This is a genomic window from Kribbella sp. NPDC006257 (assembly GCF_040613535.1).
In the GTDB taxonomy this organism is placed as follows: Bacteria; Actinomycetota; Actinomycetes; order Propionibacteriales; family Kribbellaceae; genus Kribbella.
Window position 1 is genome coordinate 181,076 of the sequence record NZ_JBEXSJ010000006.1, and the last position, 18,113, is coordinate 199,188.

Sequence of the window (18,113 nt, forward strand, 5' to 3'; positions counted from 1 at the left end):
GGCCGCCGAAGCAGGCGTTTGTCAGTCCACCCCAGATCAACTGGACTGATGCCAGTCACAGAGCAAGTGGACTGGTCACAAGTGGACTGATGGTCAGCGAGCCTGCTCGAGCGCAGAACCGAGCCGGCTCGCCACCAGCCGCAGCGTGCCCGGCGTCGCGGTGAACGGGATCCGGATATGCCGCCGGTCGGTCCCGTCCGGGGTGAAGAGATCCCCGGCACCGAGCAGCAACCCCTGGTCCCGCGCAGCCTCCAGCACTCGCCGGGCCCGGACCTCGGTCAGCTCCAGCCACAGCGTCATCCCACCGGTCGGCGTAGTCCAGGCAACTCCGTCGAGCGCCTTCAGCCCGGTCTCCAGCGCCTGCAGGTTGCCACGCAGCCGCTTCTTACGCCGGGAAAGCACCCCGTCCAACCTGCCGAGGATCTCCTGAGCTAGCAGGTCATCCAGCGCGCTAGGCGAAACCACGCTGAGCTGTGCGGACGTGTTGATGCGCCTGCGTAGCTGCCGCCCGGTCCGGACCCAACCGACGCGTAGTCCACCCCACACGGTCTTGCTGAGCGACCCGACGCTCACAGTGCGTGGGTAGCGGCTCAGTGGCTCTGGCTGGTCGCCACTGGCCAACCAGAGCGGCCGCATGGTCTCGTCGCTGATCAGCGCAGCGTCGTACCGACGGGCGATCTCGACTACAGCAGTACGGCGATCCGCAGGCAGGCTCAAGCCGGTTGGGTTGTGGTTGTCGGCCTGTAGGTAGATCACCTTCGGCTTGTGGCGTCGGCAGAGGTGCGCGAGCTGATCCGTGTCCCACACGCCAGCTGGCCAGCCCACTACGTCCAGCCGGTGCTTTCGCAACAGGTCAAAGGCTGCTGGGTACGTCGGAGACTCGGTGATCGCGACACCTGGTCCCAGGTCCAGCCCGGCGAGCGCTGCATTCAACCCGGCTGCGGCTCCGACGGTGAGTGTCAGCTGGCCAGGCTCTGTGGGCACACCTTCCTTCGTGAGGCGCTCGGCTAACGCCGTACGGAGTTCTACTGAGCCACCTGACGGAGGGCCGTCCCCGCCCATTGCCTGCGGGAGCCCCCCGGTTACGAACTGCGCTACGACTTCAGCGACGTCGTGCGGAGCAGCGGTAGTGGCGAAACGCAGGTCCAGCATCGGCTGGTCTCCTGCAGTGACAGTCGACACCGGAGCGATCGGGTCGAGCAGGCGATCCAGCGGCCGCACATGCGTTCCAGAGCCCCGCTTGGTTTCCAGTACGCCGTCAGCTCGCAACTGATCCAGAGCCCGTACTACGGTCACCCGGCTGAGCCCGAGACGCTCCGACAGCACCCGCTCGGACGGCAGCCGCGAGCCGATCGACAGGTCACCCCGCTCGATCCGGCGCAGCACCAGCGCCTCGACCTGCTCGGTCTTGGTCCCGTCCGCCGGATCCAGATCACTCCCCCGCCACATAAGTCCAGTCTGACATCACTGGACTACCAAGCTCCTGTCCAGGCGGACGGTAGGAGAAATGTCGGTGGAGGGTGTGAGGATCTGGGGTATGGACGAGCGGTGGGCGATTGCGCCGGAGGAGGGTGGCGGGGCGGTTCTCGTCGCCCTGCATCCGGACGGTCAGCCTGCCGGTGAGGTGCTGCACGAGCCGAGCCTTGCCGAGGCCGTTGCGAGCCGGCCCCAGGTCAGCAGGTGGGTGTGGAGATCGAGTGCGGAGATCTACCCCCGGTTGCTGGCGTCCGGCGTACGGGTCGAGCGTTGCTACGACATCGAGAACAGTGAGACGTTGCTGCTCGGGCACGAGGGTCGCTTGGGCGAGCCACATTCGGCCGCGGCTGCGTGGGCGCGGTTGACCGGTGGTCCGGTGCCACCCGATCCGCCGTTGCGGGGCGTCGATCCGGGCGAGCAGTCGTCGTTGTTCGAGATCCAGGCCGAGCCGGTGTCGTTCGAGGCCCTGCTCCGGGTGTACGCCGACCAGCTGCGGCGCCACCAGAAGACCGAGCACCCGGACCGGATGCGGCTGCTCACCGCGTCGGAGTCGTCCGGCTGGCTGGTCGCGGCCGAGATGGACCGCGCCGGGTTGCCCTGGAGCGCGGAGGCTCATCGGGCGCTGCTGAGCGAGTTGCTCGGCGAGCGGTTCGCGGGTGGTGGTGAGCCGCGGCGGTTGACCGAGCTTGCCGACCAGGTGTCGGCCGCGTTCGGGCGACGCGTGCGACCCGACCTGCCGGCCGACGTGCTGAAGGCGTTCAAGCAGGCAGGGCACCAGTTGAAGACGACTCGTCGGTGGGAGCTGCAGACGATCGATCACCCGGCCGTCGAGCCACTGATCGAGTACAAGAAGCTCTACCGGATCTACACCGCGAACGGCTGGACCTGGCTCAACGACTGGGTGCATGACGGTCGCTTCCGGCCCGGTTTCGTTCCCGGCGGCACGGTCTCCGGACGATGGATCACGAACGGCGGTGGCGGGCTGCAGATCCCCAAGGTGATCCGCCGGGCAGTCGTGGCCGATCCCGGCTGGCGGCTGGTCGTGGCTGACGCAGCGCAGATGGAGCCGCGGGTGCTGGCCGCGATCTCACGTGATCCTGGGCTGATGGAGGTCGCGGGAAGCGCGGGAGACCTCTACAAAGCCGTGTCGGACAAGGCGTTCTCGGGTGATCGGGCGATGGCCAAACTCGCCGTACTGGGTGCTGTTTACGGGCAGACCTCGGGTGATGGGTTGCAGAATCTTGCCGCGTTGCGGAAGCGGTTCCCGAAGGCGGTCGCTTATGTGGATGACGCGGCGCGGGCCGGCGAGGAGGGGAAGCTGGTGCGGACCTGGCTCGGGCGGACCTGCCCGCCCGACGGGGCTCCGATCGACGCGGCGATGCTGGAAGGTCCGCCTGCTGACGAGCCGCAGAAGGACAGTCGGCAGGCGCGTGCCCGCGGGCGGTTCACCAGGAACTTCGTGGTCCAGGGCAGCGCGGCCGACTGGGCGTTGCTGATGATGGCGGCGCTCCGGCAGACGATCGCGCCGTGGAAGGCCGAGCTGGTGTTCTTCCAGCACGACGAGGTGATCGTCCACTGTCCCGCCGACGAGGCCGAGCAGGTCGCGGCCGCGATCCAGGACGCGAGCGACCTGGCCGGCCGGATCACCTTCGGCGAGACGCCGACCCGGTTCCCCTTCGACACCGCCATCGTCGAGTGCTACGCCGACGCCAAGTAGGCGGGTAGACCTAGGCGTTCGAAGTCCATGAGGTCGAAGGCAGTCATCTCGGCGATCAGGCCCTCCTCGATGCGGAAGACGTCGACACCGAAGGGGCGGTAGATGGTGTCGGTTGGCGTCCGGAGATAGGCGGCGAGCGCCGGTTGGCGGTTGATGCCGGTCGGGATGAACCGCCAGTGGCCGCGGTAGGCGGCGCCGGAAGGGTCCAGGTTCGCTGCGGTGATGCGGTAGGCGTCGGAGCGACCGGAGAACCAGAATGGGTACGGCGGCATGGTGATCCGCACATCCTCGTGCATGAGCGCGGCGATCGCAGCCGGGTCCGCACGCTCCCACGCATCCATGTACTTCGCCAGCAGGGCCTTCTCAGCAACCGATGGGTCCTGCGTCGGCGCCCAGTCCGTACGGCGAGCGGGCAGCTGGGCACGGAGTACCGGCCGGGCTCTTTGCAGTGCACTGTTCACCGCGGCCACACTCAGCTCTGTTGCTTCGGCTGTCTCTTTCGCTGTCCAGCCGAGGACGTCGCGGAAGATCAGTACTGCGCGCTGCCGCGCAGGAAGATGCTGGATGGCTACCAGGAAGGCCAGCTCGATCGTCTCGCGCCGTACGAGCTCTGCGTCCGGTTCTTGAGTCCTGTCGAGCAGTACGTCCGGGAAGGGTTGAAGCCAAGGCAGGTCGTTGCGTGCGGGGATCAGCTCAGTTGGGAAGGACGCGGCCTCCAGCTGATAAGGGAGGACCCGCTGGGGGCGGCGGGTCTCGTCGATGCAGGCGTTGGTGGCGATCTTGTACAGCCAGGCGCGGAAGCTCGACCGGCCTTCGAAGTCGGTACGCCGACGCCAGGCGCGCAGGAAGGTCTCCTGCACCAGGTCCTCCGCCTCGTCGTACGAGCCGAGCATCCGGTAGCAGTGCACGCGCAGCTCATGCCGGTAGAGCTCCACCTGCTCGGTGAAGTCGTCCTCGGTCATCAGCTGCCGTCCTCCAGTTCGATCGTGCACGGCATCGGCGCGTGCCCGGCCAACCGGAACCAGGTCACCAGTCGCCTGGTCCGCAGGTCTCGCGTCGACACCACTATGTCGTTGTGGAACCGCCGGGCCATCTGCACTCGCCGCATGGCGACGCCCAGCTCGACCGCCCAGGGCTCGACATCGGTACCAGTCGCAGCGATTGCCCTGCTCAGCGCGGACTCACACTGCTCGCGGTCCTCGGGCTCAGCCGTGCGTGCTCGGTGGGCTGCGTCCAGGAGAAGCAGCGAGGAGGCCGGGTCGAGCACTCCACTACTGGCCAGCTCTGCCACCAGCGCTGACCTCCGCGCCAGCTCCGTCTCCAGCGAAGCTCTAGCGGTCGCCACGCGGTGATGCAGTCGATCTAGTCGCCCAGCAGTCCAGCTCATGTAGGCGCCCAGCAACAACAGCACACCCCCCACCACAACCAACACCCAAGGAGCCTGCACCCCCACATTCGACCATCCACACCCCCGACCCGCCCTCCGCCCCCACCGAATGCGCCGACTGCGCCCACGGGGGATGCCCAGGTTTCGGGGTTCGCTCCTCGTTTGCGGGTTCGCCCCTCCTATAGCAGGGGGCGAACCCGCACTGGCGGAGGTAAGCCCCCTTTTCGCCGGCGATTACGGAGTGCTGACGGCAATCCATTGCCGCCGACCGCATCTTTCAGGCGCGGCCCACGGGGGTGCCCCAGGTTTCGGGGTTCGCTCCTCGTCTGCGGGTTCGCCCCTCGTCTGCGGGTTCGCCCCTCGTTCGCCCCTCGTTTGCGGGCTCGTTTGCGGGTTCGCTCCTCGTTTGCGGGTTCGCCCCCTTCTATAGCAGGGGGCGAACCCGCAGGGGAGGGGGTGAGGCGGCGGTGGGCGGTGGTTAAGGGGGGGTGTCGGTTGGGGTGGATCGGGTAGTCGGGGCGGAATCGGATTCTAGGGTCGGAGGTATGGCGGAAATCGGTGTGATCGGTGGGTCCGGGTTCTACACGTTCAGCTCAAAAGCGCACGCGGTCGAGGTGGATACGCCGTTCGGGCGGCCTAGCGAATCGCCGGTGGTGGGCGAGGTGAACGGTCGCGAGGTCGCGTTCATCCCGCGGCACGGGGCGGATCACCGCTTCCCGCCGCACCAGGTGAATTATCGCGCGAATCTCTGGGCCCTCCATGAACTCGGCGTACGCCAGGTCCTCGCTCCCTGCGCGGTCGGCTCGCTCAAACCGGAGCTCACCCCGGGCACCTTCGTAGTCCCCGACCAGTTCGTCGACCGCACGTGGGGCCGGGAACACACCGTGTACGCCGATGGTCGTCCGGTTGTCCACGTCTCCCCCGCCGACCCGTACTGCGCGATCGGCCGGGCCACTGTCATTGCCAGCAGCAACCAAGTCACGTCGAAAACCGTGGACGGTGGAACGATGGTGGTGATCAACGGACCCAGGTTCTCGACCAGGGCTGAGTCGCGGTGGCATGCCGCGCAGGGCTGGTCGGTTGTGGGGATGACTGGCGCACCGGAGGCGGCGATCGCTCGGGAGCTGGCGCTTTGCTACACCTCGGTGGCGGTGGTGACTGATCACGATGCGGGGATCTCAACTGGTGACGGTGTTACCGAGGCTGAGGTGTTCGCGGTGTTCGGGCGAAGTATCGAGCGGCTCAAGGTGTTGCTGGCCGAGGTGATCGGCAAGTTGCCCAAGGCCGATGAGGACTGCAGTTGCCGGCATTCGCTGGACGGTACGGCCGCGGCGGAGCTCTGGTGAAGATCCTGCTCACCGGCGGCGCCGGGTTCATCGGGCGGCACGTCCACCGGCAGTTGATTGCCGAGGGCCACGAGGTGGTCGTCCTCGACTCACTCCGCCCGGACGTCCATCACCAGAAGCCGAAGGTCAGCAACCTGATCGTCGGAGACATTCGCGACGCCTCGGTGGTCGACCAGTCGCTCACCGGAGTAGACACGGTGATCCACCTCGCGGCCAAGGTCGGGCTGGGGGTGGATCTCGACGACATGGACGACTACGTCAGCAGCAACAGTCTCGGTACGGCGGTGTTGCTGCGCGCGATGGGTCGGCGGAAGGTGCGTCACCTGGTTTCTGCGAGTTCGATGGTCGTGTACGGCGAAGGCCACTATGAATGCGACCGGCACGGGAAGGTCAGTCCGGGTCCACGTCGCATCGAGGATCTGGACAAAGGCCAGTTCGAGCCGCCCTGTCCCTTGTGCGGCGAACCGCTGCGTCCTGGGCTGGTCGATGAGAGTGCGCCGACCGATCCCCGGAACACCTATGCCGCCACCAAGCTCAACGGCGAGCACCTGGCGTCGGCGTGGGCTCGGGAGACCGGCGGGCGGGTCGCGGCGATGCGGTTCCACAACGTGTACGGACCGGGGATGCCGCGCAATACGCCGTACGCCGGGGTTGCGGCGCTCTTCCGCTCGGCGTTGGAGCGGGGCGAGGCGCCACGGGTGTTCGAGGACGGCCGCCAGCGCCGCGACTTCGTCCACGTCCGCGACGTCGCCACCGCGGTCTGTGCAGCCACCGCTCCCTTGGACGACCAATTCGCCGCCTTCAACGTCGGCAGCGGCACCGTCCGCACCATCGGCGATCTCGCAGAAGAACTCTCCCGCGCCTACGGCGGTCCCCCACCAGTCACCACCGGCGCCTACCGCCTAGGCGACGTCCGCCACATCACCGCCTCATCCGAACGCCTCCGCCAAACCCTCCACTGGAAGCCGGACTACGACCTGAAGACAGGCGTCGCCGATCTCCTGAAGAGCTAACGTCCTAAGAAGTGGACTGCACGTCCCTCCGGTTCTTCGGACGTAAGCTCCTTCGTCAGGCGGTGGTGGCGGGGACTGGGGGTAGGGCTATTTGGAAGGCGCAGCCGCCGGTGACGTTGGTGACGGCGATGGTGCCTTCGTGGGATTCGACGACGCCTCGGGCGATGGCCAGCCCCAAGCCGCCGCCGCTGCTGCTGGCCGCGCTGTTGGCGGGGGTGCGTTGTTCGTCGCCGCGCCAGCCGATGTCGAACACGCGTTCCAGGTCGTCGTCGGGGATGCCGCCGCAGCCATCGGTCACGGCCAGCCGGACCCGGCCGTCGGACTCGCGGTCGACGGCCAACCGCACGGTGCCGCCGCGTTCGGTGTGGCGGATCGCGTTGCCGACCAGGTTCGTCACGGCCCGGGTCAGCTCATCCGCGTCGCCGTGTACCGCGAGTCGGTCGTCATCGTCCGGCGCGTCCACCACCAACTTCACGCCCTCGGACCGCGCGTGCTCACAGGTCTCCCCCGCCACATCCTCGGCCAGCTCGCGCAGGCTCACCGCTGAGCGTCGCCGCGGCGGCGGAGCGGCCGACAACCGCGACAGCTCGAACAGGTCATCCACCAGCCCGGTCATCCGATCGACAGTCGCCCGCATCTGCCGCAAAGCACCAGGCACATCCTCGATCACCCCGTCCTCCAACCCCTCGGAAACGGCCCGCAACCCTGCGAGCGGCGTACGGAGGTCGTGGGACATGAATGCGACCAGCTCCCGCCGGCTCGTCTCCAGCGCACGTTCACGTTCGGACGAGGCGGCCAGCTTCTTCCGCGTCATCTCCAGCTCATCCGTCAGCGCCGCAAGCTCCAGCGGCACGCTGCCCCGGTTGCCAACCACAGCAGGCTCGTACGACGTGCCGAGGTGCCGCAAGCGCAGCCCGACGTCGCGAGAGCCCGCGGTGATCCAGTGGCCGAGCAGCACCGACATCGCGAGCCCGAGCAGCGCCGAGAACGCCAGGGTCCACAGCACCACCAGCGAGTCGTGCTGCGAGATGAACATCGCCCGCACGCTCTGCAGGATCGCTGCCAAGGCCGCCGCCATCGGCACGAGACCGACCACCATCATCGTGATCCGCAGCGAGCGCCGGCGGAACTGCCAGAGGATCCCGCCACCTACCGCCGCGACCGCCAGCGTCCACAGCGTTGTCAGGGCGAGGATCTTCATCGTGTCGTGGTTCACGAGGCCTCCCCCACGAACCGGTAGCCCGTCCGCGGCACCGTCAGCACCAGCTGCGGATCGGACGGGTCCACCTCGATCTTCTCCCGCAGCCGGCGGACGTGGACGGTCACCGTCGAGGAGTCGCCGAAGTCCCAGCCCCACACACGACGGAGCAACTCCGCCTTCGTGTAGGCCTTGCCGGGATGCGCGACGAGGAAGGCAAGCAGGTCGAACTCACGGTGCGTCAGCAACAGCTCAGCGTCCGCCAAGAACGCAGTACGGGCTGCTGTGTCGACAGTGATCGGTCCGCCGGTCAGCTTGGTCGGCGTGAGGTCCACGCCGCCAAGGCGTTCCTCCCGGCGCAGCATCGCCTGCACCCGCAGCGTCAGCTCGCGCGGACTGAACGGCTTCACGACGTAGTCGTCGGCACCGACCTCCAGCCCCACCAGGCGGTCCTCCTCCTCGCCCCGGGCCGACAGCATGATCACGGCGGCACTGTCGTCGGCCGCACGCATCCGGCGCAGCACGTCCAACCCGGACAGACCAGGCAGCATCACGTCCAGTACTACGACCGACGGCTTCCACTGCTGCCAGACCTCGAGCGCCAGGACTCCGTCGGCGACCACGCGGGCCTCGTACCCGGCTTTGGTCAGGTACGCCGAGACCACGTTCGACACCGTCGGGTCGTCGTCCACCACAAGTACGCGAGTAGCCACGCTCTGAGCCTAGATCTTCCGGCTGCAGCCGAACGCCATGCAGGAGCAACCGATGAGCTGCCGTAAGCGAGCCGTAGTCGCGTTCCGGCCCAGTAGGACCCGGAATTTCCCTACCGTCGAAGAGTGCCGTCAGTACAAGTCGACCTCATCCTCCCGTGCCTGAACGAAGCCGCTGCCCTGCCCTGGGTGCTCGGGCGGCTCCCTGCCGGCGTACGGGCGGTTGTCGTCGACAACGGCTCCACTGACGGCTCACCGGAGATCGCGGCGGGGCTAGGGGCAACAGTGATCAACTGCGAGGTCCGCGGGTACGGCGCTGCTTGCCATGCCGGCCTGGAGGCTGCGAAGGCAGACGTCGTCGCCTTCCTCGATGCAGACGCCTCGCTGGACCCACAGCAGCTCGTGCGTGTCACCGCACCGGTCCTGGCCGGGCGGGTGGAGCTCATGCTCGGTCGCCGCAAACCTGTCTCCCGCGGCGCGTGGCCCTGGCATCTAAGGCTCGCCAACGCGGAACTGTCGAGAAGGATCAGGCGGCGTACAGGCGTACGGCTGCGGGACCTCGGACCGATGCGGGCTGCACACCGTGAGGCTCTGCTCGCTCTCAACCTGCAAGACCGACGCTCCGGCTACCCACTGGAGACTGTGGTGCGCGCCGCCGACGCCGGCTGGCGCATCTCCGAGGTTGAGGTCGACTACCTGCCTCGCTCAGGCCGCTCCAAGGTCACCGGTACGCCGTTGGGCGCTGCGCGGGCCGTCCTGGACATGACGAAGGTGCTGAGCCGATGACCGCCGAGACGCTGATCGTCATCGCGAAGGAACCGGTACCGGGCCGGGTCAAGACACGTCTGCAGACCGAGTTCAACCCAGCGGAGGCGGCTGCGCTCGCCCGGGCGTCCCTGGGCGACACGCTGGCCGCAGTACGAGCGACGGACGTACGCCGGAGGGTTCTCGCGCTGGAAGGGGATACCGGCACGTGGCCCGGGTTCACCGTAGTACCGCAAAGAGGCGACGGCCTGGACGAACGACTAGCTGCCGCTTTCGAGGACGCGTACGCCGGTACGCCGATGCTCCTGATCGGCATGGACACCCCGCAGGTCACCCCGGCGTTGCTACAAGCCGACTGGTCCCAGTACGACGCTGTGCTCGGTCTGACCGAGGACGGCGGCTACTGGTGTCTCGGGCTCCAGCAGCCCGACCGCCGGGCACTAGTAGGCGTACCGATGTCCACCGAGCACACCGGCAAAGACCAGCTCACCCGACTGCAGTCGCTCGGCTACAAGGTCCTTCTCCTGCCGACCCTGCGTGACATGGATACACCAGCTGACGCAGCAGCCCTGGCGATGATGTACCCGGCGCTACGAACCTCCCGACTCCACCGGAAGCTCCAGCACGCAGCCCACCCGTCCCTGCTGTTCGAGAAGGCACTGGAAGGTGCACCGGTCGTTGCTATCGGCACCGACGGCCGCACAGTGACATCCTTGTCGGAGGTGGACCGCTGGCAGGCACCGGCGGACGCAGTGGACCACCTGGCGCTGAGTCGCTGCGAGGGACCAGTGCTGGACATCGGCTGCGGTCCCGGCCGCATCGTCACCGCACTGGCCGAGCGAGGCATTCCAGCACTTGGCGTAGACATCTCCGCCCAAGCAGTGATGCTGACCAACGAACGAGGCGCCCCAGCTCTCAAGCGACCAGTGCAGGAACCACTACCGGGCGAGGGCCGCTGGGGCAGTGTCCTGCTGATGGACGGCAACATCGGCATCGGCGGCGCACCCGAAGCGCTACTGCGGCGCTGTGCCGAGCTGGTCCGGCCAGACGGCCTGGTACTGGTCGAGGTCGATCCGGACGACAACCTGGACGACCCGGCGCCCATCGTCCTGCGCAGTGCGAGCCGCCGCTCCTACCCGTTGCCCTGGGCAAGAGTAGGAAGCCGTGCCGTGCTCCGGTACGCGAGTGCCGCAGATCTCCTCGCCACCGAGGACTGGCGTGCCGACGGCCGCGCCTTCCTCACCTTCCGCCGCTGCAGCACCAGCGTCCTCTCGGCAGCCAACGGATGACCGGCAGGCTGGCAGCGGGTGGGCTGGTAGCGGTCGCCGCCAGCGCCGGGGTGATCGCTGCGGAGTCCGCCAACTGGTGGCAGAACGTAGTCCTGATCACGGCCTTCGCTGTAGTCGCTGCACTGATCTGGCGAATCACAACACATCCGGAAGGCAACCGTGCGGTCCTCACAGTCGTAGCGTTCGCGGCCCTCTGCCAGCTACCCGGCCTGACCACGGCACCGATCACCAGCACCGACGCCTACCGCTACGTCTGGGACGGCCGAGTCCAGCTCTCCGGAAGCTCGCCCTACTCGCATGTTCCGCTAGACGACGCGCTGGCCAGGCTCCGCGACCCAGTGCTCTTCCCCGGCCTCTCTCCCACAGACAAGTCAGGCGTCACCGGCCCACCGCGAGTCCCCCACGACCCAGCAGCCCTGTCGGCACTGTCCGAAGACGACCCGCGTACCAAGATCAATCGACCACGCGTGCCGACCATCTACCCACCCGTCGCCCAGGCGTACTTCACCGCAGTCGCACTCCTCACCCCACGCGGAGCAGGCACCCTAGGACTCCAGGTCGCCGCCGCCTTGCTAGCCGTAGTACTCACGGCGCTACTCGCTGTGGAGCTCCGCCGTCGCGGGCGTGATCCACGCTGGGCGGCCATGTGGGGTTGGTCACCGATCGTCACCTTGGAAGCCGGTAGCGCCGCCCACCTCGACGTCCTCGCAGCACTCCTCATCGTTGCCGCAGTGATCGCCGCAGCTCGCAAGCCGATCATCGCCGGCCTACTACTCGGCGCCGCCGCCAGTGTCAAACTTCTCCCGCTACTACTAATCCCTACTTTCACCGGACGGCGGCACCTCCGTACACCGTTGGTTGCCGTCGGCGCCTTCGTGGCGTCGTACGTACCGCACCTACTCGCCGCCGGCACCCTGGTGATCGGGTTCCTCCCCGGCTACCTCACCCAAGAAGGCTTCTCCGACGGCAGCTCCAGATCGGCGATTCTCGCGCTGGTGTTACCTCCTGAGGCCCGCCAGCTCGCCGCCGGCGTACTGGCCGTGACCCTGGCCATACTTGCCCTCCACCAGCACGGACGCGAGCCGATCGCGGTCACCTGCTGCTGGCTGTACGGCGCCGCGCTGCTGATCACCACGCCCACCTACCCGTGGTACGGACTGCCCCTGATCGCCCTGGCGGTCCTCGCCGGCCGCCTCGAGTGGCTGGCCGTGCCGGTCGCCGCCTACATCGCCTACGCCAGCTTCGGGCACGAGCACGAACAGGGCCTGGCGTACCTCGCGGCCGCCGCCATCGTCGTCACCACCATCACGCTGCGTCACCGCTCGGACGCCGGACGGCAGTTTGACGTCCCGGCCGAAGCGCTCCGACACTGAACGACGTGACTACACGCATCGCTCTCGCCAACTCTGCCGACCACGCGGACCTGCACCAGGACGACCTGCCGCTCGTGGCTGCGCTCCGGGCCGCAGGGCTCGACCCGGTCGCCGAGGTGTGGACCGACCCGTCGGTTGACTGGTCGGCCTACGACGCGGTGCTGCTCCGCTCGGTCTGGGACTACCACACCCGGTACCTGGAGTTCACCGAGTGGCTCGGCCAGCTCGACAAGGCCGGCGTACCGGTCCTCAACGACAGTGAGCTGGTCCGCTGGAACGGCGACAAGCGGCATCTGCTGGAGCTCCGGGAGCGCGGCGTCGCGATCGTGCCGTCCCAGGTGGCGGCCGGTGCCTGCCTGCGCGAGGTGGTCGCCGGGCTCGACGGCCAGGAGGTCGTCATCAAGCCGACGGTCAGCGCCACGGCGTACAACACCGTCCGTGGTTTGGCGGGCTCCGAGGAGCTCAGTCGGCAGATCGACGAGCTGCCGGACGCGGTCTACCTGGTGCAGCCGTTCCTGCCGGAGATCCAGTCCGAGGGCGAGTGGTCGCTGATCTACTTCGACGGCGAGTTCAGCCACGCGGCCCTGAAGCGTCCGGCCGACGGTGACTTCCGGGTGCAGGACGACTTCGGTGGTACGTCGACGCCGGCCGACCCGGCGCCCGCCGTACGGGCTGCTGCTGACGCGGTCCTGTCCGCCCTCGACAGCCGGACCCCGCCGGTCTATGCCCGCGTCGACGGCGTGGTCGCGGCCGGCCGTTTCCTGCTGATGGAGCTCGAACTCATCGAGCCCTATCTCTTTCTCCCGCACCACGCACCGGCCGCCACCCGCTTCGCCGAAGCAGTGGCGAACCGAACTAAGTGAGGTAATTCAGTAGGATTACTCTCATATAGTAAGACGCGACCCCACGACCACCGGAACGCGCATACCGTCAGCGTTATGAGGCCGACGCTGACTGTGATCGCAGACCCCGCCGACCAGTGGATGAGCCGTGCCGCGTGTGTCGGCCAGGGTCCCGCGTACGACGAAACCGCCAGTGCCTGGGAGCAGCGGAAGGCGCGCGAACGCTGCCTGACCCAATGCCCCGTGCTGGCGGAATGCCGCGAATGGGCCAGCAGGACCAAGTTCACCGGTACGGCGGCCGGCGAGAAGCTCCTCTACGGCCGCCGTCGCGGTCACCCCACTTTGGAGGCCGCCGCCAGCTGAGGCTCGAGGGCGACCTCGGTACGCCGTGCCGGGATCGCGGCCGCGACCAGGAACGCCACCACGGCCGCCCCCGCACCGATTCCCAGGATCACCCGGAAGGCGTTCTGCGACGGGACGCTGATGGGGCCGAGGTTGACGGTCAGCTGGGCGAGGACGACACCGGCGACCGCGCTGGAGATCGACGTACCGATCGACCGCATCAAGGAGTTCAGGCTGTTCGCGGCCGCGGTCTCCGAGATCGGCACGGCACCCATGATGAGGGCCGGCATCGCGCCGTACGCGAAGCCGATGCCGGCTCCGATCAGGGCCGAGACGAGTACCAGCTCCCAGACGGCCGACATCAGGACCAGGCCGACGACGTACCCGACAGCGATCACGAGCGCGCCGATCATCAGCGTCACCTTCGGTCCCTTGGCCTTGGAGATCGCGGCGGACAGCGGCGCGGTGGCCATCATCACCAGGCCCGACGGCGCCATCACCAGACCTGCGACCAGCATTGATCGGCCCAATCCGTAGCCGGTGATCTTCGGCAGCTGCAGCAGGGTCGGCAGCGCCAGCGACATCGCGAACATCGCGAAGCCGAGCACGATCGACGCCAGATTGGTGAAGAGGACCTGCGGCCGCGCCGTGGTCCGGAGGTCGACCAGCGGTTGCTTGGTCCGGCTCTCGAACCAGCCCCACACCACCAGCACGACCACGGCCACCCCGAACAACCCGAGGGTCCGGCCACTGCCCCAGCCCCAGGTGCCGCCCTTGGAGATCGCGAGCAGCAAGCAGATCAGCCCCACGGAGAGCCCAGCAGCACCGACCAGATCGAAGCGACCGCCGGTGCGGACCGAAGATTCCGGCACGAAGCTGAGCACCAGGCCGAGCACCAGGACACCGAGTCCGGCGGACACCCAGAACAGCACATGCCAGTTGAACTGGTCGGCGAGCAGTGCAGCCGCGGGCAGCCCGAGCGCGCCGCCGACGCCGAGGGAGGCGCTCATCTGCGCGGTCGCCGAGCCGAGTCGCTCCGCGGGCAGTTCGTCGCGCATGATGCTGATGCCCAGCGGAATGACGCCGGAAGCGAGTCCTTGCAGGATCCGGCCGACGATCAGCGGCTCGAGCGAGTTGCTCAGCGCGGCGACGACAGACCCGGACACCAGCAGCACCAGGCTGACGATCAGCATCCGGCGTTTGCCGTACATGTCACCGAGCCGGCCGATCACCGGTACGGCGACCGCGGCCGCGAGCAGGGTCGCCGTGATCGCCCACGCCGTACCGGACGGTGAGGCGTGCACGAGCTTCGGCAGCTCGGGGACCAGGGGAATCACCAAGGTCTGCATCAGCGAGACCACGATGCCGCCGAAGGCGAGCACCGCCACAACGGCACCGGCGCGCGGCGCCGGTCCAGGTTCAGAGACAGCAGCGGACACGGAAAGACCTCCGGCAGGGGAACGGGCAGATGCCGTCGAGCTTAAGTCAGTCAGTTGACTTAAAACAAGTCGATGGCAAACTAGGCGTATGAAGACCGCCCGGACCGAGCGGGTCACCGCGACCCGCGAACTGATCCTGACCACGGCCGAGCGGCTGTTCGCCGAGCACGGTGTGTTCGCGGTCTCCAACCGGCAGATCAGCGAGGCCGCCGGGCAGGGCAACAACACCGCGGTCGGCTACCACTTCGGCACCAAGACCGATCTGATCCGCGCGATCCTGCAGAAGCACGCAGCACCGGTTGAGGAGATCCGGCGGCGGATGCTGGCCGAACTCGGCGACGAGCCGACGGTGCGCGACTGGGTCAGCTGCCTGGTCCGCCCGCAGACCGAATATCTGGCCGGCCTCGGCAACCCGACCTGGTTCGCCCGGTTCGGCGCGCAGGTGATGACCGATCCGGAGTTGCGCGCGATCATGGGCGCCGAGTCGCTCAGCTCGCCGGCACTGCGGCAGATCGTCGACGGCCTGCTGGGCAGCCTGCCCGAGCTGCCGATCGAGGTCCGGCAGGAACGCAGCCAGATGATGCGGCTGCTGATGGTGCACCTGCTCGCCGAGCAGGAACGCGGGCTGGCCGACGGAACGCCAGTCCCCCGGGCCACCTGGCAGGACGTGGCGACCGGCCTGATCGACGCCATCGCCGGGCTCTACCTCGCGCCGTACAGCACTTGATTAAGGTCGGCTTATGCCGAACCTCGAGGACATCCGCCAGGCCGCCGACGGACTGCACGGACGCATTCACCGTACGCCGATGCTCGAGTCGTCCGCCTTGGACGAATTCTTCAATGCCCAGCTGACTCTCAAGGCCGAGTTGTTCCAGAAGACGGGCAGCTTCAAGGTGCGCGGTTTGCTCCACAAGACGCTCGGGTTGAGCCCTGACGAACGCGGTCGCGGCGTGATCACCGTCTCGGCCGGGAACGCGGCGGGCGCACTCGCCTGGGCGGCCCGCGACGCCGGCGTACCGGCGACCGTGGTGATGGCCAAGACCGCAGTACCGGCCAAGATCGACGCTGCTCGCGCGTACGGCGCCCAGGTCGAACTGGTCGACGGCGACCTGATCGCGGCGTACGAGTCGATCCGGGACGAGCGCAAGCTGACCGGCGTGCACCCGTTCGACGACCTGGATGTGATCACCGGGCATGCCAGTCTCGCCCTGGAACTGCTGGCCGATCGGCCCGATCTCGACACCGTGCTCGTTCCGGTCGGTGGCGGCGGGCTCATCTCCGGTGTCGCGCTGGGAATCAAGCTCATCAAGCCCGCGATCCGGGTAATCGGGATCGAGCCTTCGGGTGCGGATGTGGTCAGCCGGAGCCTCGAAGCCGGCCAGCCGCAGAAGCTGCCGACGGCGAAGTCGGTCGCGGACGGACTGGCGGCGCCGGTCTGCGGGACGCACAACTTCGCGATCATCCAGCAGTACGTCGACCAGGTGGTCCGGGTGAGCGAGGACGCCCTGATCGAGGCGACCCGGCTGGTGATGTCTCGCACCAAACTCGCACTCGAACCAGCCGCCGCCGCACCCTTCGCCGCCCTCCTGGAAGGCAAGGTCGAACTGCGCGGGTTGACCGCCGCGGTCATCAGCGGCGGCAACCTCGACGTGGCAAAACTGAAGCTTTAGGCGTGCGCTGGATCTAACCCCTCCCCTTCGCCTTCCTTCCCTTGTTTTTCTTGGCTTTAAGCGTGCGCTGGGTCCAGCTGCCGAGGAGTGAGACCGGACGGTACGCCGTCGCTCGGGTCGTCGACCAGGTCTCCCTGGCGCACTGGATCGTTCTCCGGGAGCAGGATGTCGCGGCTGACCACGAGCATCAGCCATAGCGTCCCCGCCATCCGCAGGATCACCGCGAACCAGTAGATCTTGTCCGGCGCATCCGGCTGCCCGGGCGCCAGGAACTGCGCCAGATGGAGCCAGACCATCATCCAGTAGAAGCACTCGCACGCCTGCCAGATCAACCAGTCGCGCAGCCTCGGCCGAGCCAGCGCGACCAGCGGCAACAGCCACAGCACGTACTGCGGCGAGTAGACCTTGTTGACCAACAGGAACGCAGCAACCACAAGGAACGCCAGCTGTGCGAAGCGTGGTGGTCTTGGCGCCATCATCCCGAGGATCGCGATCGACAGACAGAGCCCGGCGAAGATGACGATGTTCAGCTGATTGACGTCGGTGACCTCGTGTTTGGCCAGCTTCAGCACGTACCAGATCGAGCCGTAGTCGCTCTCACGCTCGTCGTTGAAGACCCAGAACGACATCCACTCGTTCTTGGCCAGCAGGTAGATCGGCGCGTTCACCAGACCCCACGCGAAGATCGCGGCGACCGTCGCCTGGAACCAGGGCCACAGCTTGCGACCCCGGATGCAGACGATCAACAGTGGACCGAGCAGCAGGAACGGGTAGAACTTCGCCGCCGTACCGAGGCCGAGCAGGACGCCGAACCAGATCGGCTTACCGCGCGACCACGCGAACATCGCTCCCGCGGTCAGGACGACCGCGAACAGGTCCCAGTTGATCGTCGAGGTGAAGGCCAGCACGGGCGCGGCCGCGACGTACAGGGCGTCGAGTGGTTGCCCACGGGCCGCGCCGGGGCGTGATGCTACTCCGCGCGCGGTGGCGACCGTCAGGCCGACCAGGAGCAAGGTGCAGAGGAACAGCAGCACGACGTTGACGACGAAGAAGACGCCGGCGGTGTCGCGCTTCTGCTCAGGGGTGAGGTCCTTCTTCGGATCACCGGTGATCTGCCAGGTGATCTTCGCGGCGACCTCCATGAAGCCGCCGGTGAGCACCGGGTACTCCAGCACCGGGTAGTTACCGGTGTCGAGGAACGGCCGGTTGCCCTCGGCGAAGCCACGCTCCTGGTAGAGGTAGCCGATGTCGGAGTAGCAGAGCGCCTTGAACGGCCGCCAGTCCTGCCGGTCCCAGCCGTTCGACATACAGGGCGCCTTCTGCAGTACGCCGAGCGCGAAGGTGATCGTGCAGACCGCCAGCGCGATCCGCAGCGGCGTCCACCAGGAGCCGCCGAGCCGCGCGAACCGGCCGGCTGCACCACCGAGGCTCACACTCAGACTCGCGACGGCCGGATCGACCTCGGTCGGCGCCGGCCGTTGCTGAGAGTCCTGGGTACGTCGTGAGGTCACGGTGGACATCGTCTCCTATCCGGTCAGCGGCGGTC

17 protein-coding genes are annotated in these 18,113 nt (G+C 67.7%); 10 read left to right on the plus strand and 7 right to left on the minus strand.

The window, feature by feature from the left end:
- Positions 1-93 precede the first annotated feature (93 nt).
- Complete coding sequence (locus tag ABZ004_RS10120) at positions 94-1,449, minus strand: PLP-dependent aminotransferase family protein (RefSeq protein WP_355679449.1); 1,356 nt, start codon at positions 1,447-1,449, stop codon at positions 94-96.
- A gap of 88 nt (positions 1,450-1,537) precedes the next feature.
- Between ABZ004_RS10120 and ABZ004_RS10125 the strand changes: the two genes are divergently transcribed.
- The gene (locus ABZ004_RS10125) at positions 1,538-3,193 is read left to right on the plus strand and encodes a bifunctional 3'-5' exonuclease/DNA polymerase (RefSeq protein ID WP_355679450.1); all 1,656 of its coding nucleotides are present in this window, start codon (positions 1,538-1,540) and stop codon (positions 3,191-3,193) included.
- On the opposite strand, the gene ABZ004_RS10130 is transcribed toward ABZ004_RS10125, so the two are convergent.
- Together ABZ004_RS10130 and ABZ004_RS10135 are read right to left on the minus strand one after the other, a co-directional pair.
- On the minus strand, positions 3,175-4,155 hold the full coding sequence (locus ABZ004_RS10130) for an RNA polymerase subunit sigma-70 (RefSeq protein ID WP_355679451.1): 981 nt from the start codon (positions 4,153-4,155) through the stop codon (positions 3,175-3,177). The two genes, ABZ004_RS10125 and ABZ004_RS10130, sit on opposite strands and share 19 nt — an antisense overlap.
- Positions 4,155-4,625: a hypothetical protein gene (locus ABZ004_RS10135; protein WP_355679452.1), complete on the minus strand. Its 471-nt coding sequence runs from the start codon at positions 4,623-4,625 to the stop codon at positions 4,155-4,157. Before ABZ004_RS10135 ends, ABZ004_RS10130 begins: the two co-directional genes overlap by 1 nt.
- A 500-nt stretch (positions 4,626-5,125) precedes the next feature.
- Here ABZ004_RS10135 and ABZ004_RS10140 point away from each other — a divergent pair, with 500 nt between their 5' ends.
- Positions 5,126-5,926 (plus strand): S-methyl-5'-thioadenosine phosphorylase, encoded by an 801-nt coding sequence (locus ABZ004_RS10140; protein WP_355679453.1) that lies wholly within the window; start codon positions 5,126-5,128, stop codon positions 5,924-5,926.
- A complete protein-coding gene (locus tag ABZ004_RS10145) occupies positions 5,923-6,939 on the plus strand; it encodes an NAD-dependent epimerase/dehydratase family protein (RefSeq protein WP_355679454.1) in 1,017 nt (338 codons plus the stop codon). The genes ABZ004_RS10140 and ABZ004_RS10145 overlap by 4 nt, the downstream gene beginning before the upstream one ends.
- Before the next feature lie 55 nt (positions 6,940-6,994).
- On the opposite strand, the gene ABZ004_RS10150 is transcribed toward ABZ004_RS10145, so the two are convergent.
- Both ABZ004_RS10150 and ABZ004_RS10155 read right to left on the minus strand, forming a co-directional pair.
- Positions 6,995-8,155 carry a HAMP domain-containing sensor histidine kinase gene (locus ABZ004_RS10150; protein WP_355679455.1) on the minus strand — a complete coding sequence of 387 codons (1,161 nt, stop codon included), beginning with the start codon at positions 8,153-8,155 and terminating at the stop codon, positions 6,995-6,997.
- Complete coding sequence (locus ABZ004_RS10155; RefSeq protein ID WP_355679456.1) at positions 8,152-8,850, minus strand: response regulator transcription factor; 699 nt, start codon at positions 8,848-8,850, stop codon at positions 8,152-8,154. Before ABZ004_RS10155 ends, ABZ004_RS10150 begins: the two co-directional genes overlap by 4 nt.
- Positions 8,851-8,973: 123 nt before the next feature.
- Between ABZ004_RS10155 and ABZ004_RS10160 the strand changes: the two genes are divergently transcribed.
- The 5 genes from ABZ004_RS10160 (at position 8,974) to ABZ004_RS10180 (ending at position 13,479) form a co-directional block, all read left to right on the plus strand.
- Entirely contained in the window at positions 8,974-9,633 is a 660-nt protein-coding gene (locus ABZ004_RS10160) for a glycosyltransferase family 2 protein (protein ID WP_355679457.1), read from the plus strand.
- Complete coding sequence (locus ABZ004_RS10165; protein ID WP_355679458.1) at positions 9,630-10,901, plus strand: DUF2064 domain-containing protein; 1,272 nt, start codon at positions 9,630-9,632, stop codon at positions 10,899-10,901. Before ABZ004_RS10160 ends, ABZ004_RS10165 begins: the two co-directional genes overlap by 4 nt.
- Positions 10,898-12,274: a glycosyltransferase 87 family protein gene (locus tag ABZ004_RS10170; protein WP_355679459.1), complete on the plus strand. Its 1,377-nt coding sequence runs from the start codon at positions 10,898-10,900 to the stop codon at positions 12,272-12,274. Before ABZ004_RS10165 ends, ABZ004_RS10170 begins: the two co-directional genes overlap by 4 nt.
- A 5-nt stretch (positions 12,275-12,279) precedes the next feature.
- Positions 12,280-13,137: a hypothetical protein gene (locus ABZ004_RS10175; protein ID WP_355679460.1), complete on the plus strand. Its 858-nt coding sequence runs from the start codon at positions 12,280-12,282 to the stop codon at positions 13,135-13,137.
- Between the two features lie 75 nt (positions 13,138-13,212).
- Positions 13,213-13,479, plus strand: a complete 267-nt coding sequence (locus ABZ004_RS10180) for a WhiB family transcriptional regulator (RefSeq protein WP_355679461.1) — start codon at positions 13,213-13,215, stop codon at positions 13,477-13,479.
- On the opposite strand, the gene ABZ004_RS10185 is transcribed toward ABZ004_RS10180, so the two are convergent.
- The gene (locus tag ABZ004_RS10185) at positions 13,449-14,897 is read right to left on the minus strand and encodes an MFS transporter (protein WP_355679462.1); all 1,449 of its coding nucleotides are present in this window, start codon (positions 14,895-14,897) and stop codon (positions 13,449-13,451) included. The genes ABZ004_RS10180 and ABZ004_RS10185 overlap by 31 nt on opposite strands.
- Positions 14,898-14,985: 88 nt before the next feature.
- Here ABZ004_RS10185 and ABZ004_RS10190 point away from each other — a divergent pair, with 88 nt between their 5' ends.
- The gene (locus ABZ004_RS10190) at positions 14,986-15,624 is read left to right on the plus strand and encodes a TetR/AcrR family transcriptional regulator (protein WP_355679463.1); all 639 of its coding nucleotides are present in this window, start codon (positions 14,986-14,988) and stop codon (positions 15,622-15,624) included.
- Positions 15,625-15,637: 13 nt separating this feature from the next.
- Entirely contained in the window at positions 15,638-16,567 is a 930-nt protein-coding gene (locus tag ABZ004_RS10195) for a threonine/serine dehydratase (protein ID WP_355679464.1), read from the plus strand.
- Between the two features lie 56 nt (positions 16,568-16,623).
- Here the strand turns inward: ABZ004_RS10195 and ABZ004_RS10200 are convergent, their stop codons facing one another.
- Entirely contained in the window at positions 16,624-18,087 is a 1,464-nt protein-coding gene (locus tag ABZ004_RS10200; RefSeq protein ID WP_355679465.1) for a glycosyltransferase 87 family protein, read from the minus strand.
- Positions 18,088-18,113 lie beyond the last annotated feature (26 nt).

What these genes read in the sequence shown, in the direction of transcription:
- ABZ004_RS10120 (WP_355679449.1), bottom strand. Translation starts at nt 1,449, where the DNA reads ATGTGGCGGGGGAGTGATCTGGATCCGGCGGACGGGACCAAGACCGAG.
- ABZ004_RS10125 (WP_355679450.1), top strand. Translation starts at nt 1,538, where the DNA reads ATGGACGAGCGGTGGGCGATTGCGCCGGAGGAGGGTGGCGGGGCGGTT.
- ABZ004_RS10130 (WP_355679451.1), bottom strand. Translation starts at nt 4,155, where the DNA reads ATGACCGAGGACGACTTCACCGAGCAGGTGGAGCTCTACCGGCATGAG.
- ABZ004_RS10140 (WP_355679453.1), top strand. Translation starts at nt 5,126, where the DNA reads ATGGCGGAAATCGGTGTGATCGGTGGGTCCGGGTTCTACACGTTCAGC.
- ABZ004_RS10165 (WP_355679458.1), top strand. Translation starts at nt 9,630, where the DNA reads ATGACCGCCGAGACGCTGATCGTCATCGCGAAGGAACCGGTACCGGGC.
- ABZ004_RS10170 (WP_355679459.1), top strand. Translation starts at nt 10,898, where the DNA reads ATGACCGGCAGGCTGGCAGCGGGTGGGCTGGTAGCGGTCGCCGCCAGC.
- ABZ004_RS10180 (WP_355679461.1), top strand. Translation starts at nt 13,213, where the DNA reads ATGAGGCCGACGCTGACTGTGATCGCAGACCCCGCCGACCAGTGGATG.
- ABZ004_RS10190 (WP_355679463.1), top strand. Translation starts at nt 14,986, where the DNA reads ATGAAGACCGCCCGGACCGAGCGGGTCACCGCGACCCGCGAACTGATC.
- ABZ004_RS10195 (WP_355679464.1), top strand. Translation starts at nt 15,638, where the DNA reads ATGCCGAACCTCGAGGACATCCGCCAGGCCGCCGACGGACTGCACGGA.
- ABZ004_RS10200 (WP_355679465.1), bottom strand. Translation starts at nt 18,087, where the DNA reads ATGTCCACCGTGACCTCACGACGTACCCAGGACTCTCAGCAACGGCCG.